This is a genomic window from Kosakonia sp. Marseille-Q7440 (assembly GCF_965119485.1).
The window spans coordinates 311,343-334,535 of record NZ_CBCPLT010000002.1 but is presented as its reverse complement, the minus strand read 5'-3'; the positions used below and the strand labels follow the sequence as shown (position 1 = coordinate 334,535).

Sequence of the window (23,193 nt, the reverse complement as noted above, 5' to 3'; positions counted from 1 at the left end):
GAACTCGGCGTAATTGTTATCGTTGTTAGAACGGGCAAAAGCCCTGTAATAAATATTGTCTTTCTGAAGTTTACGTCAAGGCAGGACGACGTTTATTTTTCCTTCACAAACGGAGTACGGATATGCAGCGTTGTGGTTGGGTTACGCAGGACCCGCTCTATCTCGATTATCACGATAATGAGTGGGGCGTGCCGCAAATAGAGGGCAAAAAGCTGTTCGAGATGATCTGCCTCGAAGGGCAGCAGGCGGGCCTGTCGTGGATTACGGTGTTGAAAAAGCGGGAGAATTACCGTCACGCCTTCCACAATTTTGACCCGCAGCGCGTCGCTGCCATGACGGCGCAGGATGTCGATAATCTACTGCAAAATGCCGGGATTATTCGCCACCGCGGCAAGATTGAAGCGATTATTGGCAATGCCCGCGCCTACCTGGCGATGGAAGAAAACGGCGAGTCATTTTCAGATTTTATCTGGGGGTTCGTCGATAACCAGCCGCAAGTCGCGCACGCCGCACTGCTCGCCGAGATCCCCGCCTCAACGCCCGTTTCCGATGCCTTATCGAAAGCGCTAAAAAAACGCGGCTTCAAATTTGTTGGTTCAACTATCTGTTATGCCTTTATGCAGGCCTGCGGCCTGGTTAATGACCACGTCGTCGGCTGCATCTGTTACCCGGGAGGAACGCATGATTCGCGCATGGAACAGTGAAGATTTAACCCCGCTGCTGGCGCTGTGGCTGGAGAGCACCACCCTCGCCCACCCCTTTATTCAGGCCAGCTACTGGCAGGAGAGCGAAGCGCTGGTGCGCGACGCCTATCTTCCGTCGGCGAAAACTTGGGTGGTTGAGCAGGAGGGCGAATTGCAGGGGTTTGTCAGCGTGATGGATGAGCAGTTTATCGGTGCGCTGTTTGTGCGCCCGCAGGCATTTGGCCAGGGGTTCGGGAAAGCGCTGATTAACCATGTTAAACAGCACTTTCCCCGCTTAAGCCTTGAGGTTTACCAGCAGAATGAGCGGGCGGTGAACTTCTACCATGCGCAGGGCTTTACCATTACCGAGCACGCATGGCAGGAGGAGACCGGTCATCCGACGTGGATCATGAGCTGGCAGGCGGATCAAACGCCGTCAGCGTAAGCGCCGGGCCGCGATACTTCTCAACCCACGCCAGCGCCGTATTTCCCGCGCAGCCATTGCCCAGCCGCGAGCTGGGCAGATCTTTGGTCAGCACGTTCACCGCGCCGTTTTTACACAGCCCGTCCGCCGTTGGTTCAAGATCCGGCCATGCCCCTTCATGAATACAGATCACGCCAGGCTTAATGCCGCTGCTCACCACCGCGCCCGCCAGCACCTGCCCGCGCTGGTTCCACACCCGCACCACATCGCCCGGCGCAATCCCGCGCGCCTGCGCATCGAGCGGATGCAGCGTAATTGGCTCGCGCCCGGCAACCGCATACTCCTCGCGCAGACGGGTAAAGTTGAGCTGGCTGTGCAGGCGGTGCGCCGGATGCGCAGAGAGCACCTGCAGCTGCTCCGGTTCGGCATTGCCGTGCCACTCATCCGGCTCCAGCCATGTCGGATGCGGCGGACAGTCAGCGTAACCAAAGCTGTTGATGCGCTCAGAGTAGATTTCGATTTTACCGCTCGGCGTTTTCAGCGGGTGCCCCTGCGGATCGCGACGAAAATCGGCGTAACGCACAAAGCGCGCATTATGCTCGCTCTGCGGCATCTCAATCAGCTGGTTTGCCTGCCAGAACTCAGCAAACGGCGGCAGCGTCACCTGCTGGCTCGCCCCGCGCTCGCCGGCGATGGTGTAGAAGGTCTCCAGCCATTGCAGATCGCTCTTCCCTTCGGTAAAGCGTTCGCGCCCGCCCGCTTCCCAGCGCTCGCTTAAGTCAGCGAACACCTCAAAGTCATCGCGCGCCTCAAACTGCGGCGGCACCACGCGCTGCATCGGCACCAGGTGCTGGTTGCTGTAATCGCCGGTCATCGTCAGGTCGTTACGCTCAAAGGAGGTAGTCGCTGGCAGCACGATATCGGCGTGTTTCGCCGCAGCCGTCCAGAAACACTCGGAGATGACCACCAGTTCCGGCTTCTGCCAGGCGCGGATCAGGCGGTTGGTATCCTGATGATGGGTAAAGTTGGCGCCGCCCGCCCACCATACAAAGCGGATATCCGGGAAGTGCCCGTTGATGCCGTTGTGCTGGTAAGGTGCGCCGGGGTTTTCCAGCGCTTCAACGATGCGCGCGACGGGGAATTTATGTACTGCGTCGGTACCGCCTTTGACCAGCCCCTGCATTGAAGCGAGCACCGCCGCGCGGCGTGTCGGGTTACCGCCGTTGGCAAAGTGATAAGAGAGGCCAAACCCGCCGCCCGGCGTGCCGATCTGCCCAAGCATCGCCGCCAGCGTCACCAGCATCCAGTGTTTTTGCTCGCCAAACTGCTGGCGCTGCATCCCCCAGCCTGCCATCAACATGGTGGTGTTTTTATGGAAAACTTCCGCCAGTTCGCGGATTTTAGCCGCTTCAATGCCGCAGATACCTGCCGCCCACTCCGCCGTTTTCGCCACGCCATCGCTTTCGCCGGTGAGGTAGGCGGCAAAAATCTCGTAGCCCACGGTGCAGCGCGACAGAAAATCATTATCCTGCCAGCCGTTCTCCACCAGCGTATGGGCGATGCCGAGCATCAGCGCCACGTCGGTGCCCATATGCGGCGCGATCCACTCAGCGCGGTCGCCGAGGAAATCGACGGTCTCCGATCGCATCGGATCGATACAGATCACCCGCTTGCCGCTGTTGCGCAGCGCGTCAAAGTAAGGAATGCCCTGCTCATCTGAGGCGTTCCAGGCGATCTTCAGGGTGTTTAGCGGGTTGGCGCTCCACAGCACCACTACGTCGCTGTGCTCAAGGATCAGCGGCCAGCTGGTCTGCTGCTGGTAAACTTCGTTGCCGCCAACCACGTGCGGCATAATCGCCTGCGCAGCGCCGGTGGAGTAATCCCCGAGATGGCCGGTATAGCCGCCCGCGAGGCTCATGTAGCGCTGTAACAGCGTGGCGGCTTTGTGCAGCACGCCGTTGGAGCGCCAGCCGTAGGAACCCGCAAAGATTGACGACGGGCCATAGCTTTCACGAATACGTTTGTGCTGCTGATGGATCAGATCCAGCGCCTGATCCCAGCTGACGCGCACAAACTCATCCTGCCCGCGCACGCCCTGCGGGCTGTCGGGCGAGGCAAGAAAGCCTTTGCGCACCATCGGGTAGCGCACGCGCGTTTCGCTGTGCACCTGCTCCTGCACCACGCTTTGCAGCGAGTTGGGGAAAGGCGTCGGCAGCGCGCCGCGCGAGGCGAGCACCCTTTCACCGTCGGTGTCGACCAGCATCGGGCCCCAGTGGGCCGCCGTAAGAACTGTTTTGATAGCAGAGTTTGCCAAAGCGCGCTCCTGAATAGCTTGCAGGTGGTGTCGGATGTGTTGTTTGCGCTCTATCATCCACGGCGAAGCGCGTTTGGCAAAGAATTAAACGTCATTACCGCCGCGCGGCGGGTGATAAGCGCAGGTTAGTGCTTGATTGCCCGCGATTTCGCGCTAAGGTGTGGGCAACCAGTTACGGCGAGGGAAGCAACAATGGCGAAAACGACGCGCCCAACCATCAGCGATGTGGCGAAAGCGGCCAACACCGGCAAAACCAGTATTTCACGCTATCTCAACGGTGAAAAACATCTGCTTTCCGATGCCCTGCTGGCGCGCATTGAGCAGGCCATCGCCACACTCGATTACCGCCCAAGCCTGATGGCACGCGGTCTTAAGCGCGGGCGCACCCGGCTTATCGGGCTGATTATCGCCGATATCACCAATCCCTACTCCGTGCATGTGCTGAGCGGCATCGAAGCCGCCTGCCGCGAAAAGGGGTTTACGCCGCTGGTGTGTAACACTAATAACGAAGTCGATCAGGAGCTGCACTACCTTGACCTGCTGCGCAGCTACCAGGTGGAGGGGATCGTGGTGAACGCCGTTGGCATGCGCGAAGAGGGGCTGAACCGCCTGCAACAATCCTCCCTGCCGATGGTGCTGATTGACCGCAAAATTCCTGATTTCGCCTGCGATGTGGTCGGGCTGGATAACACCCAGGCCGCCACCACCGCCACCGAGCACTTGATCGAACAGGGTTTTGAAGCCCTGCTCTTTCTCAGCGAGCCGCTCGGCACCGTCAACACCCGCCGCGAACGCCTGCACGCCTTTCACTCCACCCTTGCCCGCTACCCCGGCGTGGTGGCGGAAGATGCGGAAGTGGTGCTGCACGAAGCGGCGCAGCTGGATAACACGCTGCGCCAGTTCCACGCCCGCCATCGCGGCATGCGCAAAGCGGTGATCTCCGCCAACGGCGCGTTGACCCTGCAAGTGGCGCGCTCGCTAAAGCGTATTGGCCTGAACTGGGGCAGCGATATCGGCCTGCTCGGCTTTGATGAACTGGAGTGGGCAGAGCTGGCGGGCGTGGGCATTACCACCCTCAAACAGCCCACCTGGCAGATCGGTTTTGCCGCCGTCGAGCAGGTGGTGCGACGCATTGAGGGCCACAGCGATACGGTTCACGAGCGGGTTTTCTCCGGCGAACTGATCGTGCGCGGCTCCACGTCGCGTTAATTTTCCCCTTCGTGATGCCGATCATAAATTCGACACAGTGAACTTTTCTTTGGAACCGGTTCCATCTAGCGTTAATGGAAGCTAATCACCCTGCCGTTATCGGGGAACCGGAAGATGGAAAGAAAAATTATTGTTGTTACCGCCGCCTATGGTCATGACCAGGTGGCGGCGCTGGGGGGCCAGGTCGGCACACTGCCGATCATCGCCAATGCGGGTGCCGACGGCGTGGAGATCCGCCGCGAACTGCTGAACGACGAGGAGTTATCGCATCTGCCGTCGCTGGCCTTCGCGATTGATATGCACAACCTGCTGGTCTGTTACTCTGCGCCGGAGCCGCTCTGCCTGGCCGATGGCACATTAAACCCGCGCCTGCCCGCCCTGCTGGAAGAGGCCCGCACGCTAAAAGCGCTGTGGCTGAAAGTCTCGCTGGGTCATTTCAAAGATAACGCCGTGCTGGAGACCCTGCGCGGCTGGCTGGCGGCAAGCGATGTGCCGCTGGTGGTGGAAAATGATCAAACCGAGTGCGGCAAGCTCGCACCGATGCTGCGCTTTAAAGCCGCCTGCCACACCGCGCAACTCCCTGTCACGCTCACTTTTGATACCGGCAACTGGCTGTGGGTCGGCGATGAGCCGGAAGAGGCCGCGCGCCAGCTCGCGCCCGCCGTCAGTTATGTGCACGTTAAAGCCGTTGAGCGCGCAGGCGATAAACACCGCGCAATACCTCCCAATGGCGAAAACCCGCGCTGGCTGGCGCTGCTCGACGCACTGCCTGGCGATGTACCGCGCGGCATCGAGTTTCCGCTTGAAGGCGACGATTTGACCTCCGTCACCCGCCACTATGTCTCTCTGCTGCGTAAGGAGTTCAGCCATGCATAACGCGCTGGATGTCATCACCCTTGGCGAAGCGATGGCGATGTTTGTCGCCACCGAAACCGGCGATCTCGCCGAGGCCGGACACTTTATCAAACGTGCGGCCGGTGCCGAGTTAAATGTCGCTACCGGCCTTGCGCGGCTGGGGTTGAAAGTGAGCTGGGTCAGCCGCGTCGGCGATGACAGCTTTGGCCGCTTTATCCTCAACACGCTGCGCAAAGAGGGGATTGATACCTCCGGCGTGACGCTGGATACCCGCTACCCGACCGGCTTTCAGCTGAAATCGAAATGCGACGATGGAACCGATCCCATTGTGGAGTATTTCCGTAAAGGTTCCGCTGCCAGCCACCTTTCGCCGGAGGATTTTAATGCCGCGCTGTTCAGCGATGCGCGCCATCTGCACATGAGCGGCGTGGCGGCGGCGATCTCCCCCACCTCTTACGCCCTGCTGGAGCACGCGGCGAAGGCGATGAAATCGCAGGGCAAAACCCTGTCGTTTGATCCCAACCTGCGCCCGGTGCTGTGGAAAAGTGAAGCGGAGATGGTCGAGAAGCTCAACGCGCTCGCCTTCCAGGCGGACTGGGTGCTGCCGGGGCTGAAAGAGGGCATCATTCTCACCGGTCAGCAGACGCCGGAAGGGATTGCTGATTTCTATCTGCAACGCGGCGTGAAGGCGGTAATTATCAAAACCGGCCCTGACGGCGCGTGGTTTAAAACCGCCGACGGCGAACAGGGTGCGGTTGCGCCGGTTATTGTCGAGAACGTTGTCGATACCGTTGGTGCGGGCGATGGTTTTGCCGTCGGGGTGATCAGCGCCCTGCTGGAAGGAAAAACGCTGCACGATGCGGTGCGCCGGGGCAATGCCATCGGCGCGCGGGCGATTCAGGTGCCCGGCGACAGCGAAGGATTGCCAACCCGCGCGGAGCTGGGCGCGCTGTAAGCGCCCGTTTCGCCGATACTCAAACCGCCTGTACCCTACATGACAGGTGGAAAATAACCTCAACCATAGAGGCAACCTTATGAGCAACGCCACCAACTCAGCCAAACGCTGGCTCTATATCATGCCGATTGTGTTTATCACCTACAGTCTGGCCTACCTCGATCGCGCGAACTTCAGCTTCGCCTCTGCGGCCGGGATTAACGAAGATCTCGGCATCACCAAAGGCGTCTCTTCGCTGCTGGGCGCGCTCTTCTTCCTCGGCTACTTCTTCTTCCAGATCCCCGGCGCGGTCTACGCCGAACGGCGCAGCGTGCGCAAGCTGATCTTTATCTGCCTGATTTTGTGGGGTGCCTGCGCATCGCTGACCGGCGTGGTGAGCAATATCCCAATGCTGGCCGCCATCCGCTTTATCCTCGGCGTGGTGGAAGCGGCGGTGATGCCAGCGATGCTGATTTACATCAGTAACTGGTTTACCAAATCGGAACGCTCGCGGGCGAACACCTTTTTAATCCTCGGTAACCCGGTCACGGTGCTGTGGATGTCGGTGGTCTCCGGCTATCTGATCCAGTCTTTCGGCTGGCGCGAGATGTTTATCATTGAAGGCGTACCGGCGGTGATCTGGGCCTTCTGCTGGTGGGTGCTGGTAAAAGATAAACCGACCGAAGCGAAGTGGCTGAGCGAAGATGAGAAGCGCGCGCTGCAAACGCAGCTTGATAAAGAGCAGCAGGGCATTAAAGCGGTTCGTAACTACAGCGAAGCCTTCCGCTCGCGCAATGTGGTGCTGCTCTGCCTGCAATATTTCGCCTGGAGCATCGGCGTGTATGGCTTTGTGCTGTGGCTACCGTCAATTATTCGCAGCGGTGGCGACAACCTTGGCATGGTGGAAGTGGGCTGGCTCTCTTCCGTACCTTACCTGGCAGCAACCATTGCGATGATCCTCGCTTCCTGGGCCTCCGATAAGCTGCAAAACCGCAAACTCTTTGTCTGGCCGCTGCTGCTGATTGGCGCGTTCGCCTTTATCGGCTCGTGGGCAGTGGGCGCGAACCACTTCTGGATCTCCTACACCCTGCTGGTGATTGCCGGGGCGGCGATGTACGCGCCTTATGGCCCCTTCTTCGCGATTATCCCGGAGATGCTGCCGCGTAATGTGGCGGGCGGCGCAATGGCGCTAATCAACAGCATGGGCGCGCTCGGCTCGTTCTGCGGCTCGTGGTTTGTCGGCTACCTCAACGGCGCGACCGGCAGCCCGTCCGCTTCGTACATATTTATGGGGGTGGCGCTTTTCGCCTCTGTATGGCTTACTTTAATTGTTAAGCCTGCTAACAATAAGCAGATTCCGGCAGGCGCACCGTCACAAGGGAGAACCGCATGAAGCCATCTATCATCCTGTACAAAGCCTTGCCCGATGATCTGCTCGCACGACTGGAGACGCACTTTACCGTGACCCAGGTTGCTAACCTGAAACCAGAAACGGTGCAGCAACACGCCGAAGCGTTTGCCAACGCGCAGGGGCTGTTAGGCTCCAGCCAGACGGTGGACAGCGCGCTGCTGGAGAAGATGCCGCAACTGCGTGCTACCTCGACCATCTCGGTAGGCTATGACAACTTTGATGTGGATGCGCTGAACGCGCGCAAGATTGCCCTGATGCACACCCCAACCGTGCTGACCGAAACCGTGGCTGACACCATTATGGCGCTGGTGCTGAGCAGCGCCCGCCGGGTGGTGGATGTGGCTGAGCGCGTTAAAGCGGGCGAATGGACAAAGAGCATCGGGCCGGACTGGTTCGGCATTGATGTACACCATAAAACGATGGGCATTGTCGGTATGGGGCGCATTGGCCTGGCGCTGGCGCAGCGCGCGCACTGTGGCTTCGGGATGCCGATCCTTTACCACGCCCGCCGCCAGCACGCCGAAGCGGAAGAGCGCTTTCAGGCGCGCCATTGCGATCTGGAAACGGTATTGCAGGAGTCCGATTTTGTCTGTGTCGTACTGCCGCTCACTGAAGAGACGCAGCATCTGATCGGCAAAGCGCAGTTCGCGATGATGAAAAAATCCGCCATCTTTATTAATGCCGGGCGCGGTCCGGTAGTGGATGAAGCGGCGCTGATTGAGGCGCTGCAAAACGGCGAAATCCACGCCGCCGGGCTGGATGTGTTTGAGCAGGAGCCGCTGCCAGCGGACTCACCGCTGCTGTCGCTGCCCAACGTTGTGGCACTGCCGCATATCGGTTCTGCAACCCATGAGACGCGCTACAACATGGCGGCCTGCGCGGTCGATAACCTGATTGATGCGCTCAATGGCAAGGTGGAGCAGAACTGCGTTAACCCGCAGGTCGTTCGCTAAGATCAATTGAGCAATAAAAAAGAGGCGATCGTATCGCCTCTTTTTTTATACCTGCATCCGCTTACTGCTACGGTAAATCGACAGCCTCTTGCCCCTCGGGATCGACAATGTTTTCAACGGCAGTTTTTGGAGGGTTAAGACTGTATTTGAGCACTACAGACGCGCCCTTCTTAATGAGCTTCACTTGCGATACCGGTATCACGCCCGCGGCTTTCAGTACCGTTTTTTCCCCGCTGATAATGCATTCCAGCGTGAACAGGTAGAAGTAGTCAAAATTATGCATGACGCTCAGCTGCTTCCACTCAACAACGGAGGCAGCGGTCACTTCACCTTGCCATTTTCCTCTGCTGTTCCACTGCCTGATTAGCGTGTTCTCTTCTTTATTCACCTTTATTCCTTTAAGTGAAGAAAAGATGATTACTACAACCAATATCCATGGAACAAAATGTAAGTATTTGGTTATCTCCACTGATAAATAACCCCTACGTTGAAATCTAACCGCGTTCATGGGTAAAGGCGATGGGCTGGCTCAGCCATTTACGGCGACTTGTTTGCGAAGATTCACTGTGACAGATGAATGTAGAGGAAAAAGCGCTGACATAGCTTCCTCGTCTGCCTGAAGAGGAGCGGAACGGCCATTAACAGGCCGTTCCTTTCAGGCTCGGATGTAGCAGGTGTCGCGCCAGCCATTAGCAACCGCGCTTCACCGTAACCTTATTACTTATTTCATTCCTGAGACGGTTGCCGTCCAGGCCTGGGTAAATGCCTGATGCTGCGCCGCCAGCGGCCCAATCAGCGCGTTATACTGGCTGGCCTGCTCGGAGGTCGGGAACTGAATGCCGTTCGCCGTAAAGCTCACCTGCGTGCCCTGCTGCGCGATAAAGTCGCCAACCTGCACCAGTTGCTGGGTGAAGACCTGCGCCGCCGGGATCAGCGGTTGCAGCGCGTTAGCCGGGTTGGTCACCACTTTGGTGTAAACCTGGTCATAGACTGGTTTCAGATCGTCTGCCTGCTTGAGCGCGGCATGGGAGGCATCGGCCTGCATTTTTGCGTTCTGCAGCTGCTGGCTCAGCACGCCGAGCGAACCGTTGGCCTGGCGAAGCGGCTCGCGCTGCGTCATATAATCCTGCGGCACGCGGATGGCGTTAACGCTATCAACGACCGGGCGCAGACCGGAATCCATCGCCTGGTTCACCTGCTGGGAATAGCCATAGATAACCGCATAATCAGAGACAAACGGGCCGAACTGTTTTTTCTGATCCGCCGTCAGCGCCGGCAGACGTTCGCTGCTGCGCATTGCCGTATTCTGCAGGAAATCGATAAACGCTTTACGTTGATCGCCTTCTTTATCAAAACACCCACTCAGGCTTACCACCATTAATAGCGCCGCAAGAGACGCAAACCAGCGAGAGCAGGACTGTCCTGTCGCCATTTTATTACTCCTTTCACCCATAAAACCGCTTCTCGGCACACGCGTGCCCAACGGCCTACAAGGATAGTCCAGGTCAGCCTCGCAAGATACCCCTTCATTACACACAAAAGCGTGCGGATCCGTTTTGGCACGATATTTTCCGTGATCGCGGTCAGATTATTCTTAATCCAAATTTTTGCTGACGATTTACAAATTTATACCGAGCAAAATCGCTCTCTTATTAATCAATCAATTAAACAAAACTTAAGCGGCAGAAGGCGCATTTTCAGCACATCTACCCCGCTTACCACGTAAATAATCACTGGCGAAATCATACGCCAGGTTTTTTTCCGACTACTCTTATCAGGCTGTATCACGATATCCGCTGTGTGATTTTATGAGGAGTGCTCAATGGAGTACAAAGACCCGATGTTTGAACTGATGAGCAGTCTCGAACAGATCGTATTTAAGAAAGATGTTGCGCAGACGGGAACCCTGAGCAAGAAGCCGAATTCCTTTAGTGACTTTGAACAATTGCGACGTGGAACCGGTCTGAAGATTGACGACTTCGCTCGTGCGATGGGAGTGTCAGTCTCAATGGTGCATGAGTGGGAATCACAACGTATAACCCCCACCGCCACCGAGATGAAACTGATGCGCCTGATTCATTCGAATCCGATGCTCAGCAAGCAGCTTATTGACTAAGCTGCAACGGTCAGAGCCCCCGCCACGCCGGGGGTTTATGTTTTTCCCGCCTTAACGAGACTTCAACCGCAACTCCCTCGCCACTCTTGTCAGACGCGCTGTTCGACAGTAAAGCGCAAACAGCACAAACCCTTCGCCATTCAGCAACCGCCGACACCCGACTAATGCCGCCAATGCAATCAGCAACGGTATCGCCGCGCCGCCGCCCGTCAGCAGATTAATCACCAACTGCGCCACGGTGACCAGCAGTAAGCCGCTAAAGAGATACGCGAAACCGGCAAGCCCGGCGCTAAATCCGCGCGCCAGCATAAACATGCTGCTGAGGGTTGTCGCCAGCACGACCAGCGCAGGGGCAAAAAAGGCGAGCGCGTGTAGCGGCGGCGTCAACCCCGGCAAGAGTCGCAGCAGAGAAAGCAAATCGAGCGCAAACGCCACCAGCAGCAGCAGGATCACAAACGCCACCGGAAAGCCGTTCTGGCGCGGCTGCTCGACGGCGGTTTTGTCAAAATGGCGCTCCAGCTCGGGCGTGGAGCGCGACAGGACGCGTTCATCTTTGCGCATGATCAGCGGCTCGATTTCACGCCCGTGCTGCCATAAATCGTAGAACACCGATCCTGTCAGCCAGCTCAACAACGACATCAGATCACCGCCAGCGACTGAATGGTCCCGACTATATAGCGCCCGGTGCGCGGCACGTTGCCCGGGGCAGCAATTACGCCACTCACCCCGCTGCCGACCAGTGCCGCCGCGCTGGTCACCACCTGGCCCAACTGGCGGGTCAGCTCAACCTGTACCGGCTCGACCGGGAAGCGTTTCGGATAGAGACCGGCGCGGATGGCGGCCTTGATGCCTTTATTGCTGATACCGGGGTTCTGCGCGCGGATAATCAGCTCCGTCAGACGGGCGCGATCCTGGCGCGGATACTCTTTCAGCCACTGCGTCGCTTTCAGCGAAGAGACCGACTTCATCGCTTTCCAGGTCGCCAGCGCCTCTTTCAGCGCGCCGCCGGCGCTCGCCAGCGAGATAAGATCCAGCGAAGTTGAGGTGGCGACATACCACTCCTGCGAATCCAGCCAGGCGACGTTTTCACCGCCGTTCTCCACCAGATCGTACACGCGGTAGATACCGTTAAGGCACTGCAAACCGGTCGCCGCCGTGCCCGCATAGCCAATCGCCACCAGTACGGTGCTGCCGCCCGCGGTGAGCGGTGTGGCGACGGTACCGGCGGCCATCACGCCTGCGGTGATAAGCATCGCGCCGCAGGAGAGCACCGTCGAGGCGATCTCGGTGCCCATCGAAGTTGCAGAGACCGCTTCCGTCAGCGCTTTACCGTTGCTGGAGTTGGTCGGCTGGGCGGCGGCTTTGGTGACGATAACGTGAGTGACGATGCCGCTCTGCCCGTTGGGATGGCGTTTACTCGGACGCACCAGGTAACGCTCCGGGCCATCGGCATAGATGATGCCTGCGTCGGCAAATTCACGGGTACAATCCATTGCGGCGCCGAGGGCTTTAAAATCAAAATCACTCGCTCCTGCACCGGTCATACGGGCAAATTCATACCCCGGCAGATTTCTTTCGGGGTTCATTCCTGGCAGATTCATCATCGTTTCCTTGTGGCGGTGGCGTAGCAGAAGCTGTCCAGCCGGGGCTAAACAGCGTGAGCATATCTATCGCTTTCACTTATGTTACTTCTTATTAACAGCAGGCAACCGTATCGCGTTTATTTTCATCACTCAAGTTTAGAGCAGGATTGACTACGAGAATTGGTTGCCCGCTCACGCTTGCTGCCAGCGCCATCCGCTGGCGTACCACGTCAGGCTGTGCGTCAACCCAAGCCCGGCAAGAAACGCTTCATCATGCGAAACCACCAGCATCGCGCCGGGAAAATCCGCCAGTGCCGCCTCAATCGCACGGGTGGAGGCAAGATCGAGATGGTTGGTCGGCTCGTCGAGCAGTAACAGCTGCGTGGCATCACGCTGCCAGAGCACGCAGGCGAGCGCCGCCTTTAACCGCTCACCGCCGCTCAGGGCCGCCAGCGGCAACATCACTTTCTCCGCGCCCAGCTGTAGCTGCGCCAGACGGCTGCGCAGCACGCCCTCCTCCAGCAATGAGTCACCCCGCTGAAGGTGCTCCAGCACTGATAACGAGAGATCAAACCGGGAGAGATGCTGATCCAACCACGCGCAGGTGACCGAACGGTGGCATTCGCCTGCCAGCGGCGCTAACTCGCCGAGGATTGCCTTTAACAGCGTCGACTTGCCGCAGCCATTTGGCCCTCGAATGGCGACGCGCAGCGGGCCGTCGATGCGCAGGCTCAGGGGAGGAAGCGCGACGTGCGGCAGCACAACGTCGTCGAGCACCAGCACCTGTTTGCCCGGTGGCACCTGGCTGCCGGGCAGCGTAAACAGCACCGGCATCTCCTCCTCGACCCGCTCACGCGCCTCGGTGACCGCCGCGTTAAGCGCTTCGTTTTGCTGCTGATGCTGCTTGCGCCAGCTCGCCGGGCGCTCTTTGGCGAGGTTTTTATATTTCACCCGTTCAAAAGAGGCGATGTTGAGCGTATCGACGGTGCGCAGCGTCTTCGCCGAACGCCGCAGGCTGGCGTCGTGCTCCTTCTGCATCCGGCTGCGTGCGCGCCGACGCTCAACGGCGGCATGATCCAGCATCGCGCGGGCGGCCTGCTGCTGCGCTTCGCGCTGCTGTTCATAATCAGCGTAATTGCCGCCGTAGCTGCGAAGCCCACCCGGCGTGAGTTCGACAATGCGCGACATCTCGCCGAGCAGCTGCCGGTCGTGAGTGGCGATCAGGGCTCCGCCTTTATGCTGCCGGAGCAGGTCGCTAAACCATGCGCGCCCTTCCCCATCAAGGTGATTAGTCGGTTCGTCCAGTAACAGGTAATCCGCGCCGGTCATAAACGCGCCGCAGAGCAGCGCCCGAACGCGCTCGCCGCCGCTCAGTGCGGCAGCCGGTTTGTCCGGCGCGAACGGCGGCAAATTAGCGTGCTGAAAGGCGGCCTCGAGCCGCTCAGGCAGATCCCACTGACCGTCGAGTAACTCCAGATCGGCGGGCTGATAGTGTCCCTGCAACACGCGCTCCAGCGCAGCGAAGATCTCGCCATAGCCGAGCAGCTGCGCAAGGGTAGTCTGCGAAGAGAGGGTGTGTTGCTGCGCGACATACGCCCAGCGCACTGCGGATTCGATATGCCCGAACGCGGGCTGACTTTGCCCGGCAAGCAGGCGTAAAAGTTGGGTTTTGCCGACGCCGTTACGCCCGACCAGCCCGCACAGCGAGGCGTCGAGGGTTAAATTCAGCGGGCCGAAAAGGGTCTCGCCCGTCGCAAACTGACAGGTGACCTGATGCAAAATAAAGGCGGGTGACTGCGCACAATGAGCCATAAGCACTCCTGAATGAGATCGTTAACGGCCTTGCCAACGCGCGAGCGTTTAACAAGGTAGTGGATTCATCAGTCGTGTTTGTTCATTTTCCGGGTGCGCTCCAGTGAGACGAGAAGTTCGTCGCGGCACAGGATAGCCAGAGATCCAGGCCAGGTTCAAGGTCAAATTTTCATCTTTACGTCGCGGTGCGCAAAATTGAGGGCTAATTGTTTGCGCAATATTGCCGATGAATAAGGTGACTTAACTGAAAGTAGCAGGCCATGCGTGCAATCCAGGATCGCCATTTCAGAAAGGAGACGATAAAACCGCGCGTTACCCCAAACGCATAACGGTGGCATATCGTTCAGTAGTGCTCAGGGAGGAGATCCGGAAGTAAAGCATTGTTCTGGTTTCAGGCCCTGAATCCTAAAATGAGAATGAATGATGTCCAGATATATTCTGATTGTCGATGACAGCCGCCTGTCACGCATGATTTCCCGCCAGTATGTTCTTAACTTGCACAGCGACTGGAGCATTGATGAGGCCGGTACGGGTGAAGAGGCGATTGCCCATGCCGCGGCGAATACCCCCTATCTGATTCTGCTTGATGTGAACATGCCCGGCATTGGCGGCATTGAAGCGGCGTCACGCCTGCGTCAAACGCACCCGCAGACCCACATCGTGCTGCTTACCGCCAACGTGCAGAACTCCGTGCAGGCTGCCGCCGAAGAGATGGGCCTCGGTTTCCTGCCAAAACCGCTGAAAGAGCCGCAGCTGCACGCCATGCTGAAGAGCCTGGAGAGCCAGCCATGACCGAGTTGCCCGATATCAGCGAGATTGAAGCGGACAGCCTGATGGAGATCTTCAACATCGGCGTCGGCCACGCAGCGGCGGCGATGAGCAATATCGTCAACGAAGAGGTGCGCATGTCGGTGCCGACTATCCGCTTTACGCCGCGCTCGAAAGCGGCCGACGAGATGGGGGCTGGCGTATCGCTGTTCGGCATTAGCCAGCATTACGAAGGGGCCTATGCTACCGAAGCGATTCTGATGTTTCCGGAAGCCGCGAGTTTCGAAATCGTGCGCATGATGGTCGGCGATCTGATCCCGGCGCATGAACTGGGCGAGATGGAGCGCGAAGCGATGAGCGAGATTGGCAATATCGTGCTCAACGCCTGCGTCGGCACGCTGGCAAATATGTTCCAGAAAGAGCTACAAGGATCGCTGCCGGTGGTGCGGGTTGGCAGCAGCGAAGAGATTCTCAACCCGGAAAAAGATCAGAACGATCCGCTGGTGATGATGCTGCGCATTGATTTTGCGCTCGAGCGTCAGCAGATCCAGGGCTATCTCGCGTTTATCCTCGATATGTCCGCTCTGTGCGACTTACGCGAGCAGGTTCGGCTTTATATCAGCCGTTTAGAATCCGGTAGTGTTCCCAGCGGAATGCATTAATCATGAAAGATAAGTTGTTATTGGATGCGTTTTCAGCCCTCAGCCTCGGTGTCATCCTCGTGGATGCGCAGTACCGTATCGCGCTGTGGAATGCGTGGTTAGAGACGCATACCGGGCGGGCGGCCAGCGACACCGTTGGCGAAGACTTTTTTTCCGTCTTCCCGGACCTGACCTATCACCGCGTTGGCGATGCGATCCGTCAGGCCATTGGTCACAATTTATCTTCCCTGCTTTCACAATCGCTACACCGCTCGCCTTTTCCGCTCTATGCGGAACCGGCTCGGCCAACCGCCCGTCTGAGCCAGGCGGTGACCATTGTTCCACTCGGCGATGCCGAGCATTACTGCCTGATTCAGATTGTCGATGTCACTGCGGCAGTCCGCCGTGAGTCGCTGCTGCGCGATCAGGCCCATGAATTGTTGTCGCAATCCCTGTCGGATGGCCTGACGGGCGTCGGCAACCGCCGCTATTTCGATCTCTGCATTGAGCGCGAGTGGCGCGCCAGCAAGCGTAATAACAAACCGCTGTCGCTGCTGCTGATCGATGTGGACTACTTCAAGTCCTACAACGACAGCTATGGCCACCAGCACGGTGACGAGTGCCTGCAACAGATTGCGTCAGCGATGCGCGGCACGCTCTGCAACCCGAATGAGATCCTGTTTCGTTACGGCGGCGAAGAGTTTTGCGCCCTGCTGCCGGAAACGCGCTCGGCAGCGGCGGTGGAGCTGGCAGAAAAGCTGCGCACCAGCGTGCAGCACCTTGAGCTTCCCCACGCCAGTTCACCGGATGGCTGCGTCAGCGTCAGTATCGGCGTCGCCAGCCTGTGTCAGCAGAACCATACCGAATATGGGCAGTTGATCCAGAGCGCGGATAACGCCCTTTACGAGGCGAAACGCGCCGGGCGCAACACCGTGCGCGTCAGCACCGCCTTTCGTCGATTCACCCACGCGCCACGCCGCTGAGTTGGGTGGTGTTGCCGGATGGCAGTTCCGAACCGTCTGCTTTGCCGGATGGCGCTTCGCTTATCCGGCCTACATGGGCGCAGGGCGGCGGCACGAAACCGGCTGCTTTGCCGGATGGCGCTTTGCTTATCCGGCCTACATGGGCGCAGGGCGGCGGCACGAAACCGGCTGCTTTGCCGGATGGCGCTTCGCTTATCCGGCCTACGTGGGCGCAGGGCGGCGGCACCGAGCCGGCTGCTTTGCCGGATGGCGCTTCGCTTATCCGGCCTACATGGGTGGAGCGATGGCATGTAACCGTAGGCCGGATAAGGCGTAGCCGCCATCCGGCAACACGCTCCGGCAAAATCGGGGCATAAAAAAACCCGCCGTAGCGGGTTTTTTATCGTCTGAACGATTACTGCAACAGCGAGATATCCGCAACCTGCAGGAAGAGTTCACGCAGTTTCGCCAGCAGCGTCAGGCGGTTGATGCGCACCTCTTTATCGTCGGCGTTCACCATCACGTTCTCAAAGAACTCATCCACCGGCTCGCGCAGCTGCGCCAGCTCGATCAACGCTTCCTGATAGCGCCCTTCGGCAAAGAACGGCTGCAGGGTATCGCGCAGAACCACCACGTTGCCCGCCAGCTTAATCTCTGCGGCCTCTTTCAGCACCGCCGCCTGCACGTTCTCATTCAGCGTTTCGTCAGATTTCGCCAGGATGTTGGAGACGCGCTTGTTGGCTGCCGCCAGCGCCGCCGCTTCCTCCAGCGTACGGAAGTGGGAAACCGCCTTCATACGCGCGTCGAAATCTGCCGGTTTGGTCGGACGGCGCGCCAGCACCGCCTGGATGGTATCAACGCTGTAACCTTCGTCCTGATACCAGGCGCGGAAGCGGCCCAGCATAAAGTCGATCACATCGTCGACCACTTTGGCATTCGTCAGCTTATCACCGTAGAGACGCACCGCCTCTTCGGTCAGAGTTTGCAGATCCAGTGCCAGGTTCTTCTCGACGATAATACGCAGCACACCCAGCGCGGCACGGCGCAGCGCGAACGGGTCTTTATCGCCTTTCGGATGCTGGCCGATACCGAAGATCCCCGCGAGGGTATCCATCTTATCGGCAATCGCTACGGCGCAGGCCACCGGATTAGACGGCAGCTCATCACCGGCAAAGCGCGGCTGATACTGCTCGTTCAGCGCAACGGCAACGTCTTCCGCTTCGCCGTCGTGACGCGCATAGTGCATGCCCATCACGCCCTGGGTGTCGGTAAACTCGAACACCATGTTGGTCATCAGATCGCACTTGGAGAGCAGGCCCGCGCGCGTTGCGTGGTTCACATCTGCACCAATCTGGCCAGCAATCCAGCCCGCCAGCGCCTGGATACGATCGGTCTTGTCGCGCAGCGTACCGAGCTGCTGCTGGAACAGCACGGTTTGCAGACGCGGCAGGTGATCTTCCAGGCGTTTTTTACGGTCGGTATTGAAAAAGAACTCGGCATCCGCCAGACGCGGGCGCACCACTTTTTCATTACCGGAGATAATCTGTTGCGGATCTTTCGACTCGATATTGGCGACGAAGATGAAATTTGGCAGCAGTTTGCCGTCGTTGCCATATACCGGGAAGTACTTCTGGTCACCTTTCATGGTGTAGACCAGCGCTTCCGCCGGAACGGCGAGGAATTTCTCTTCGAACTTCGCGGTCAGCACCACCGGCCACTCAACCAGAGAAGTAACCTCTTCGAGCAGGCTGTCGCTCAGATCGGCGTTACCGCCAATCTTACGCGCCGCCTCTTCAGCGTCCGCTTTGATTTTGGCCTTACGCTCGGCGTAATCCGCCATCACTTTGCCGCGCTCCAGCAGGATCTGCGGATACTGATCGGCGTTGTCAATGGTGAACTCCGGCTCGCCCATAAAGCGGTGGCCGCGAATGACGCGATCGGACTGAATGCCAAGGATCGTTGCCGGAACCAGCTGGTCGCCCAGCAGCAGGGTAACGGTGTGAACCGGACGCACAAAGTGCACATCCGACGCGCCCCAGCGCATCAGTTTCGGGATCGGCAGTTTGCTAAGCGAGGTGGCGATCATGTTCGGCAGCAGCGCTTCGATGCTTTCGCCTTTCACATGGGCGCGATAGAGCAGCCATTCGCCTTTGTCGGTGGTCAGACGCTCGGCCTGATCGACGGTGATACCGCAGCCACGCGCCCAACCTTCAGCCGCTTTGCTCGGTTTGCCTTCCGCGTCGAACGCCTGGGCGATGGCCGGGCCGCGTTTTTCAACTTCGCGATCTGGCTGCGCGGCGGCAAGGTTGGCCACTTTCAGCGCCAGACGGCGCGGCGCGGCGAACCATTTAACGTCGCCGTGGGCAACGCCTGCCGCATCCAGCTCCGCGGTAAAGTTGGCAGCGAAGGACTCCGCCAGGCTGCGCAGGGCTTTTGGTGGCAGCTCTTCGGTGCCGATTTCCACCAGGAATGTTTTCTCTGACATGGCCGCCTCTTATTTATTTCTGTTGCACATCGGGAAGCCAAGGGCTTCACGGGAAGCGTAATAGGCTTCAGCGACTGCTTTGGTCAACGTACGGATGCGCAGAATGTAGCGCTGGCGTTCGGTGACGGAGATGGCTTTACGCGCATCAAGCAGGTTGAAGCTGTGGGCGGCTTTCAGAATGCGTTCGTAAGCCGGCAGCGGCAGCGGGTTTTCCAGCGCCAGCAGCTGCTGAGCCTCTTTCTCATACTGCTCAAAGCAGGTGAAGAGGAAGTCGACATCGGCGTATTCGAAGTTGTAAGTGGACTGCTCCACTTCGTTTTGATGGAACACGTCGCCGTAAGTGGTTTTACCCAGCGGGCCGTCGCTCCAGACCAGATCGTAGACGCTGTCTACGCCCTGAATGTACATCGCCAGACGTTCCAGACCGTAGGTGATCTCGCCGGTGATCGGCTTGCACTCAAGGCCGCCAACCTGCTGGAAGTAGGTGAACTGCGTCACTTCCATGCCGTTAAGCCACACTTCCCAACCAAGTCCCCAGGCACCCAGCGTCGGGTTCTCCCAGTTATCTTCCACGAAACGAATATCGTGAATGGTCGGGTCCATACCCAGCTCTTTCAGTGACCCGAGGTACAGTTCCTGAATGTTGTCCGGAGAGGGTTTAATCACCACCTGGAACTGGTAGTAGTGCTGTAAGCGGTTCGGGTTTTCGCCGTAGCGACCATCGGTCGGGCGACGGGAAGGCTGAACGTAGGCGGTTGCCATCGGCTCCGGGCCCAGCGCGCGCAGGCTGGTCATTGGGTGCGAAGTACCGGCACCCACTTCCATGTCCAGAGGTTGAACGATGGTGCAGCCCTGACGAGCCCAATAATCCTGTAAGGTCAGGATCAGACCCTGAAAGGTCCTGGTATCAAACTTTTGCATATTATTTCGTGCTGGATACGTGTGGATTTAAAGGAAGCGACCAGTATACCCGCTGACTGCAAGATATACAGTACGAAACGGGGTTGTTTACGGAAAATTGGGAAATAGCGGCGGCATTGGCGCGTATTATGGGGCTTAACGCATCGAAAGATGCAAAAACTGCCCTTCAGCGTCAAAAGTGCAGACAAACGCTTCATGACGCGGCGTAACGCCACGCATCTCGTAACTGCCCTGATACTGTTCGAAGCCGGTAACGTTCACTTTTTCCGCCCCGGTGTTGTAGCGGTGCGCAGCGTTTTCCCGGCAGAGTTGCTCCATATCGAGGGAGCGTGTCGGGCCAGGCCGCGCCGTTTGCGCCTTCTGCTCAGGCATTTTCTCGGGCGCACTGCAACTTGTCAGCAGCAACATCAGCATCGGCAGAGTAAACTTCATCATTTTCTTACGCATTTCCTTGCGGGCTGATAGGGTGAACGGCCAAAAACGCCATTGTGCAGCACTGCGCTTAGTGCACAACCACGCGTGGGGAAACTCAGAATTATCCAAAGAGATACGCAGGTAAATTACCAGTCTCAGGATATTTGTCGACAATAAGAAATTGAGGATGTGATGCCGTCAAAAATTCACTGGATAGATAATTTACGCGGAATAGCCTGTTTAATGGTGGTCATGATCCACACCACCACCTGGTACATTACCAATCCGGCCGCCGTTACCAGCTTCGACTGGAATGTTGCTAACCTGCTCAACTCCGCCTCGCGCGTCAGCGTTCCCCTCTTTTTTATGATTTCAGGCTACCTCTTTTATGGCGAACGCAGCGCCCAGCCGCGCCACTTTTTGCGTATCGGACTCTGCCTGCTGTTTTATAGCCTCATCGCCCTGCTCTACATCATGCTGTTTACTTCGATTAACAGCGATTTGTCGCTGAAGAACATCCTGCAAAAGCCGTTTTTTTATCACCTGTGGTTCTTCTTCGCCGTCATCGTTATCTACCTGCTCTCGCCCCTGATTCAGGTCAAAGCCCTGAGCGGCAAGATGCTGCTGGCGCTGATTGCGGTGATTGGCATCGTCGCCAACCCCAATCTGGTGACGCTGAAAAGCGATGGCGTGGAGTGGCTACCGATCAATCTCTATATCAACGGCGATACCTTTTACTATGTGCTCTACGCCATCCTCGGGCGCGCCATCGGTATGATGGAGACGCAAAAACGGGCGCTGAACTGGCTGAGCGCCGCGGTAGTTGTGTTGGCGGTGGTGGCGATTTCACGCGGTACGCTGCATGAGCTGAGATGGCGCGGCAACTTCGCCGATACCTGGTATCTCTACTGCGGCCCGATGGTCTTTCTCTGCGCCATCGCGCTGTTTACGCTGGTCAAAAACACCCTCAATAGCCGTACCCTGCCGGGGCTGGCGCTGATTTCCCGCCACTCGCTGGGCATTTACGGTTTCCACGCACTGATTATTCATGCGCTGCGCACGCGCGGCGTTGAGGTGCAAAGCTGGCCGCTGCTCGACATTCTGTGGGTCTTCAGCGCGGCGCTGGCGGCGAGCCTGGCGCTCTCGATGCTGGTGCAGCGCATCGACCGGCGGCGGTTTGTCAGCTAGCAATTCGCGCCCGCGCCCGATGCAGCTGGCGCGGGGAGGAGAAACCGGCGGCCAGCGCCGCCTGCTCCGCACCCTGGCCCTGTAACAGCGCCTGCTCGGCAATCACCAGCCGCAGCTGCTCCAGATAGTCGCGCACGCTGATCCCCAGATGCTGCTGAAAAAGACGGGTCAGATGCCGGGCGCTGACGTGTGCCTGCGCGGCAATCTCCGCCAGTTGCCAGGCTTTTTGCGGCTCGGCGGTCAGCGCATCCTGCGCGCGGTGCACCGCCGGATGGAGATGGTTGCGATAGCGTAGCCACGGTGAAAGCTGCGGATCGTCGCCGGAGCGGCGAAACCAGACCACCATTTCGCGCGCCACCGCCAGCGCACGCGCCGGCCCGCATAAGCGGTTGATAATGTGCAGGGCGAGATCGATGCCTGAGGTGATGCCCGCGCTGGTCCAGATGCCGCGATCCTCAATAAAAATCCGGTTCTCTTTAACCAGCGCCGCCGGTTCGAGCGCCTGCAAGCGGGCAATCACATTGTGATGCGTTGTGCACTGAACCCCGTTTAACAGCCCGGCTTTCGCCGCCAGCATCGCGCCGGAACAGACGCACATCAGCGTAATCGCCCGGCGGTGGAGCAGCGGTTGCAGGCGCATCAACCAGTTGCGCACCTGCGTTGCCTGCGGCGTATCAAATAACTGCGAAGAATCGCTGACGCCGGGCAGCACCAGCAGGCTCCCCTCCGGCAACGTCTCCGGCAGCGGCGCGATGTTGCCCATCGTTAAGCCAAGGGAGGTTGCCACCTCCGCTTGCGGGCCGATGTAGTGCAGGCGAAAGGTCTCCTGCGCCTGCGCAAAGGTCTCCGCCGGACCGGCCATATCGAGCGCCAGCACGCCGGGCAGCATCACAAACCAGACATCACACATTTATTGTTCCAGCGTCTCCTGGACGGTTTTAATGGCGGCAAATCGCCCGACGAGCACGGTTTCCGTACGGTGGCGCAGCGTGTGGCTATCCAGCGTCACGCCATTGTGCGTCATCGGGAAGGTGAGCGTCGCTTCGCTGACGAAGGTCACGCGATAGCCCAGATCCGATGCCACTCTGGCGGTCGTTTCACAGCACTGCTCCGTACGAATACCACAAATGATCAGATGATTGATATCGCGCTGACGCAGCCAGCGATCGAGACCGGTATCGGTAAAGGCGTTGTGGACATGCTTATGGAAGGTGACATCCGCCTGGTGCTGCAAAAAGGGCATCGGTTTCACGAAGCCGCTCTCCAGCGAGAAGGGGCCGCTGTCGGCGACGTGAAAGATATCCACCAGCGGAATGCCGCGCGCCTGGCAACCGGCAATCAGCGTCAGCATCGCCTGCTGGAAAGCGGGAAAGTCGTTATCCTGCCAGAAGTCACGGTGGAAAAAGGATTGCTGGGTGTCGATGTTAATCAGGGCGGTACGGGTCATTTCAGGACTCCTTGCTCAGTGGGGTTAACGCTATTCTGGCAAGGGTTTACGCTGCTGCTAAGACCAAAAAAGG

General features: G+C 58.5%; 24 protein-coding genes. 12 read left to right on the top strand and 12 right to left on the bottom strand.

Features of this window, described 5'->3' with window-relative positions:
- Positions 1–122 precede the first annotated feature (122 nt).
- Positions 123–704, top strand: coding sequence for a DNA-3-methyladenine glycosylase I (gene tag / locus ACWPW2_RS15460; protein WP_454124000.1), 582 nt, complete (start codon positions 123–125; stop codon positions 702–704).
- Complete coding sequence (locus ACWPW2_RS15455) at positions 682–1,128, top strand: N-acetyltransferase (protein WP_454123998.1); 447 nt, start codon at positions 682–684, stop codon at positions 1,126–1,128. The genes tag and ACWPW2_RS15455 overlap by 23 nt, the downstream gene beginning before the upstream one ends.
- Here the strand turns inward: ACWPW2_RS15455 and ACWPW2_RS15450 are convergent.
- Positions 1,091–3,421, bottom strand: a complete 2,331-nt coding sequence (locus ACWPW2_RS15450; protein WP_454123996.1) for a molybdopterin guanine dinucleotide-containing S/N-oxide reductase — start codon at positions 3,419–3,421, stop codon at positions 1,091–1,093. The two genes, ACWPW2_RS15455 and ACWPW2_RS15450, sit on opposite strands and share 38 nt — an antisense overlap.
- A 192-nt stretch (positions 3,422–3,613) precedes the next feature.
- On the opposite strand from ACWPW2_RS15450, the gene ACWPW2_RS15445 reads away from it, so the two are divergent.
- The 5 genes from ACWPW2_RS15445 (at position 3,614) to ghrB (ending at position 8,783) form a co-directional block, all read left to right on the top strand.
- On the top strand, positions 3,614–4,630 hold the full coding sequence (locus ACWPW2_RS15445) for a LacI family DNA-binding transcriptional regulator (RefSeq protein WP_076769342.1): 1,017 nt from the start codon (positions 3,614–3,616) through the stop codon (positions 4,628–4,630).
- Between the two features lie 114 nt (positions 4,631–4,744).
- Positions 4,745–5,506 (top strand): sugar phosphate isomerase/epimerase family protein, encoded by a 762-nt coding sequence (locus ACWPW2_RS15440; protein WP_454123993.1) that lies wholly within the window; start codon positions 4,745–4,747, stop codon positions 5,504–5,506.
- Entirely contained in the window at positions 5,499–6,440 is a 942-nt protein-coding gene (locus ACWPW2_RS15435) for a sugar kinase (protein WP_454123991.1), read from the top strand. Before ACWPW2_RS15440 ends, ACWPW2_RS15435 begins: the two co-directional genes overlap by 8 nt.
- A gap of 79 nt (positions 6,441–6,519) precedes the next feature.
- Positions 6,520–7,812 carry an MFS transporter gene (locus ACWPW2_RS15430; protein WP_054802694.1) on the top strand — a complete coding sequence of 431 codons (1,293 nt, stop codon included), beginning with the start codon at positions 6,520–6,522 and terminating at the stop codon, positions 7,810–7,812.
- A complete protein-coding gene (gene ghrB, locus ACWPW2_RS15425) occupies positions 7,809–8,783 on the top strand; it encodes a glyoxylate/hydroxypyruvate reductase GhrB (protein ID WP_054802695.1) in 975 nt (324 codons plus the stop codon). Before ACWPW2_RS15430 ends, ghrB begins: the two co-directional genes overlap by 4 nt.
- Before the next feature lie 67 nt (positions 8,784–8,850).
- Here ghrB and ACWPW2_RS15420 read toward each other — a convergent pair whose 3' ends face one another.
- Together ACWPW2_RS15420 and ACWPW2_RS15415 are read right to left on the bottom strand one after the other, a co-directional pair.
- Positions 8,851–9,171 carry a hypothetical protein gene (locus tag ACWPW2_RS15420; protein ID WP_279794006.1) on the bottom strand — a complete coding sequence of 107 codons (321 nt, stop codon included), beginning with the start codon at positions 9,169–9,171 and terminating at the stop codon, positions 8,851–8,853.
- A gap of 333 nt (positions 9,172–9,504) precedes the next feature.
- Positions 9,505–10,215, bottom strand: a complete 711-nt coding sequence (locus tag ACWPW2_RS15415) for a DUF3053 domain-containing protein (protein ID WP_042718608.1) — start codon at positions 10,213–10,215, stop codon at positions 9,505–9,507.
- A 390-nt stretch (positions 10,216–10,605) separates the two neighbouring features.
- Here ACWPW2_RS15415 and ACWPW2_RS15410 point away from each other — a divergent pair, with 390 nt between their 5' ends.
- Complete coding sequence (locus tag ACWPW2_RS15410; protein ID WP_042718609.1) at positions 10,606–10,899, top strand: HTH-type transcriptional regulator; 294 nt, start codon at positions 10,606–10,608, stop codon at positions 10,897–10,899.
- Positions 10,900–10,950: 51 nt separating this feature from the next.
- Here the strand turns inward: ACWPW2_RS15410 and ACWPW2_RS15405 are convergent, their stop codons facing one another.
- The 3 genes from ACWPW2_RS15405 to ACWPW2_RS15395 form a co-directional block, all read right to left on the bottom strand.
- Positions 10,951–11,538, bottom strand: a complete 588-nt coding sequence (locus ACWPW2_RS15405; protein WP_312118425.1) for a hypothetical protein — start codon at positions 11,536–11,538, stop codon at positions 10,951–10,953.
- Positions 11,538–12,500: a hypothetical protein gene (locus ACWPW2_RS15400; RefSeq protein ID WP_312118656.1), complete on the bottom strand. Its 963-nt coding sequence runs from the start codon at positions 12,498–12,500 to the stop codon at positions 11,538–11,540. Before ACWPW2_RS15400 ends, ACWPW2_RS15405 begins: the two co-directional genes overlap by 1 nt.
- A 174-nt stretch (positions 12,501–12,674) precedes the next feature.
- Positions 12,675–14,294, bottom strand: coding sequence for an ABC-F family ATP-binding cassette domain-containing protein (locus ACWPW2_RS15395; RefSeq protein WP_454123987.1), 1,620 nt, complete (start codon positions 14,292–14,294; stop codon positions 12,675–12,677).
- Between the two features lie 420 nt (positions 14,295–14,714).
- On the opposite strand from ACWPW2_RS15395, the gene ACWPW2_RS15390 reads away from it, so the two are divergent.
- The 3 genes from ACWPW2_RS15390 to ACWPW2_RS15380 are packed head-to-tail and all read left to right on the top strand — an operon-like array spanning position 14,715 to position 16,686.
- On the top strand, positions 14,715–15,086 hold the full coding sequence (locus tag ACWPW2_RS15390; RefSeq protein ID WP_054802698.1) for a response regulator: 372 nt from the start codon (positions 14,715–14,717) through the stop codon (positions 15,084–15,086).
- A complete protein-coding gene (locus tag ACWPW2_RS15385; RefSeq protein ID WP_454123985.1) occupies positions 15,083–15,724 on the top strand; it encodes a chemotaxis protein CheC in 642 nt (213 codons plus the stop codon). The genes ACWPW2_RS15390 and ACWPW2_RS15385 overlap by 4 nt, the downstream gene beginning before the upstream one ends.
- A 2-nt stretch (positions 15,725–15,726) precedes the next feature.
- The gene (locus ACWPW2_RS15380; protein ID WP_454123983.1) at positions 15,727–16,686 is read left to right on the top strand and encodes a GGDEF domain-containing protein; all 960 of its coding nucleotides are present in this window, start codon (positions 15,727–15,729) and stop codon (positions 16,684–16,686) included.
- Here the strand turns inward: ACWPW2_RS15380 and ACWPW2_RS15375 are convergent.
- The 4 genes from ACWPW2_RS15375 to ACWPW2_RS15360 form a co-directional block, all read right to left on the bottom strand.
- Positions 16,664–16,912 carry a hypothetical protein gene (locus tag ACWPW2_RS15375; RefSeq protein ID WP_454123981.1) on the bottom strand — a complete coding sequence of 83 codons (249 nt, stop codon included), beginning with the start codon at positions 16,910–16,912 and terminating at the stop codon, positions 16,664–16,666. The genes ACWPW2_RS15380 and ACWPW2_RS15375 overlap by 23 nt on opposite strands.
- Before the next feature lie 168 nt (positions 16,913–17,080).
- The gene (gene glyS, locus ACWPW2_RS15370; RefSeq protein WP_333870982.1) at positions 17,081–19,150 is read right to left on the bottom strand and encodes a glycine--tRNA ligase subunit beta; all 2,070 of its coding nucleotides are present in this window, start codon (positions 19,148–19,150) and stop codon (positions 17,081–17,083) included.
- Between the two features lie 9 nt (positions 19,151–19,159).
- Positions 19,160–20,071 carry a glycine--tRNA ligase subunit alpha gene (gene glyQ, locus ACWPW2_RS15365; RefSeq protein WP_042718627.1) on the bottom strand — a complete coding sequence of 304 codons (912 nt, stop codon included), beginning with the start codon at positions 20,069–20,071 and terminating at the stop codon, positions 19,160–19,162.
- A gap of 135 nt (positions 20,072–20,206) precedes the next feature.
- The gene (locus ACWPW2_RS15360; protein ID WP_128481907.1) at positions 20,207–20,506 is read right to left on the bottom strand and encodes a YsaB family lipoprotein; all 300 of its coding nucleotides are present in this window, start codon (positions 20,504–20,506) and stop codon (positions 20,207–20,209) included.
- A 171-nt stretch (positions 20,507–20,677) separates the two neighbouring features.
- Between ACWPW2_RS15360 and ACWPW2_RS15355 the strand changes: the two genes are divergently transcribed.
- Complete coding sequence (locus ACWPW2_RS15355; protein ID WP_454123978.1) at positions 20,678–21,673, top strand: acyltransferase; 996 nt, start codon at positions 20,678–20,680, stop codon at positions 21,671–21,673.
- On the opposite strand, the gene ACWPW2_RS15350 is transcribed toward ACWPW2_RS15355, so the two are convergent.
- Both ACWPW2_RS15350 and ACWPW2_RS15345 read right to left on the bottom strand, forming a co-directional pair.
- A complete protein-coding gene (locus ACWPW2_RS15350; protein ID WP_128481905.1) occupies positions 21,666–22,583 on the bottom strand; it encodes a GlxA family transcriptional regulator in 918 nt (305 codons plus the stop codon). The two genes, ACWPW2_RS15355 and ACWPW2_RS15350, sit on opposite strands and share 8 nt — an antisense overlap.
- Positions 22,584–23,120: an isochorismatase family protein gene (locus tag ACWPW2_RS15345; protein WP_200134903.1), complete on the bottom strand. Its 537-nt coding sequence runs from the start codon at positions 23,118–23,120 to the stop codon at positions 22,584–22,586. It abuts the gene before it with no gap.
- Positions 23,121–23,193 lie beyond the last annotated feature (73 nt).

What these genes read in the sequence shown, in the direction of transcription:
- tag (WP_454124000.1), top strand. Translation starts at nt 123, where the DNA reads ATGCAGCGTTGTGGTTGGGTTACGCAGGACCCGCTCTATCTCGATTAT.
- ACWPW2_RS15455 (WP_454123998.1), top strand. Translation starts at nt 682, where the DNA reads ATGATTCGCGCATGGAACAGTGAAGATTTAACCCCGCTGCTGGCGCTG.
- ACWPW2_RS15445 (WP_076769342.1), top strand. Translation starts at nt 3,614, where the DNA reads ATGGCGAAAACGACGCGCCCAACCATCAGCGATGTGGCGAAAGCGGCC.
- ACWPW2_RS15440 (WP_454123993.1), top strand. Translation starts at nt 4,745, where the DNA reads ATGGAAAGAAAAATTATTGTTGTTACCGCCGCCTATGGTCATGACCAG.
- ACWPW2_RS15435 (WP_454123991.1), top strand. Translation starts at nt 5,499, where the DNA reads ATGCATAACGCGCTGGATGTCATCACCCTTGGCGAAGCGATGGCGATG.
- ACWPW2_RS15430 (WP_054802694.1), top strand. Translation starts at nt 6,520, where the DNA reads ATGAGCAACGCCACCAACTCAGCCAAACGCTGGCTCTATATCATGCCG.
- ghrB (WP_054802695.1), top strand. Translation starts at nt 7,809, where the DNA reads ATGAAGCCATCTATCATCCTGTACAAAGCCTTGCCCGATGATCTGCTC.
- ACWPW2_RS15415 (WP_042718608.1), bottom strand. Translation starts at nt 10,215, where the DNA reads ATGGCGACAGGACAGTCCTGCTCTCGCTGGTTTGCGTCTCTTGCGGCG.
- ACWPW2_RS15410 (WP_042718609.1), top strand. Translation starts at nt 10,606, where the DNA reads ATGGAGTACAAAGACCCGATGTTTGAACTGATGAGCAGTCTCGAACAG.
- ACWPW2_RS15405 (WP_312118425.1), bottom strand. Translation starts at nt 11,538, where the DNA reads ATGTCGTTGTTGAGCTGGCTGACAGGATCGGTGTTCTACGATTTATGG.
- ACWPW2_RS15400 (WP_312118656.1), bottom strand. Translation starts at nt 12,500, where the DNA reads ATGAATCTGCCAGGAATGAACCCCGAAAGAAATCTGCCGGGGTATGAA.
- ACWPW2_RS15395 (WP_454123987.1), bottom strand. Translation starts at nt 14,294, where the DNA reads ATGGCTCATTGTGCGCAGTCACCCGCCTTTATTTTGCATCAGGTCACC.
- ACWPW2_RS15390 (WP_054802698.1), top strand. Translation starts at nt 14,715, where the DNA reads ATGATGTCCAGATATATTCTGATTGTCGATGACAGCCGCCTGTCACGC.
- ACWPW2_RS15385 (WP_454123985.1), top strand. Translation starts at nt 15,083, where the DNA reads ATGACCGAGTTGCCCGATATCAGCGAGATTGAAGCGGACAGCCTGATG.
- ACWPW2_RS15380 (WP_454123983.1), top strand. Translation starts at nt 15,727, where the DNA reads ATGAAAGATAAGTTGTTATTGGATGCGTTTTCAGCCCTCAGCCTCGGT.
- glyS (WP_333870982.1), bottom strand. Translation starts at nt 19,150, where the DNA reads ATGTCAGAGAAAACATTCCTGGTGGAAATCGGCACCGAAGAGCTGCCA.
- glyQ (WP_042718627.1), bottom strand. Translation starts at nt 20,071, where the DNA reads ATGCAAAAGTTTGATACCAGGACCTTTCAGGGTCTGATCCTGACCTTA.
- ACWPW2_RS15360 (WP_128481907.1), bottom strand. Translation starts at nt 20,506, where the DNA reads ATGATGAAGTTTACTCTGCCGATGCTGATGTTGCTGCTGACAAGTTGC.
- ACWPW2_RS15355 (WP_454123978.1), top strand. Translation starts at nt 20,678, where the DNA reads ATGCCGTCAAAAATTCACTGGATAGATAATTTACGCGGAATAGCCTGT.
- ACWPW2_RS15350 (WP_128481905.1), bottom strand. Translation starts at nt 22,583, where the DNA reads ATGTGTGATGTCTGGTTTGTGATGCTGCCCGGCGTGCTGGCGCTCGAT.
- ACWPW2_RS15345 (WP_200134903.1), bottom strand. Translation starts at nt 23,120, where the DNA reads ATGACCCGTACCGCCCTGATTAACATCGACACCCAGCAATCCTTTTTC.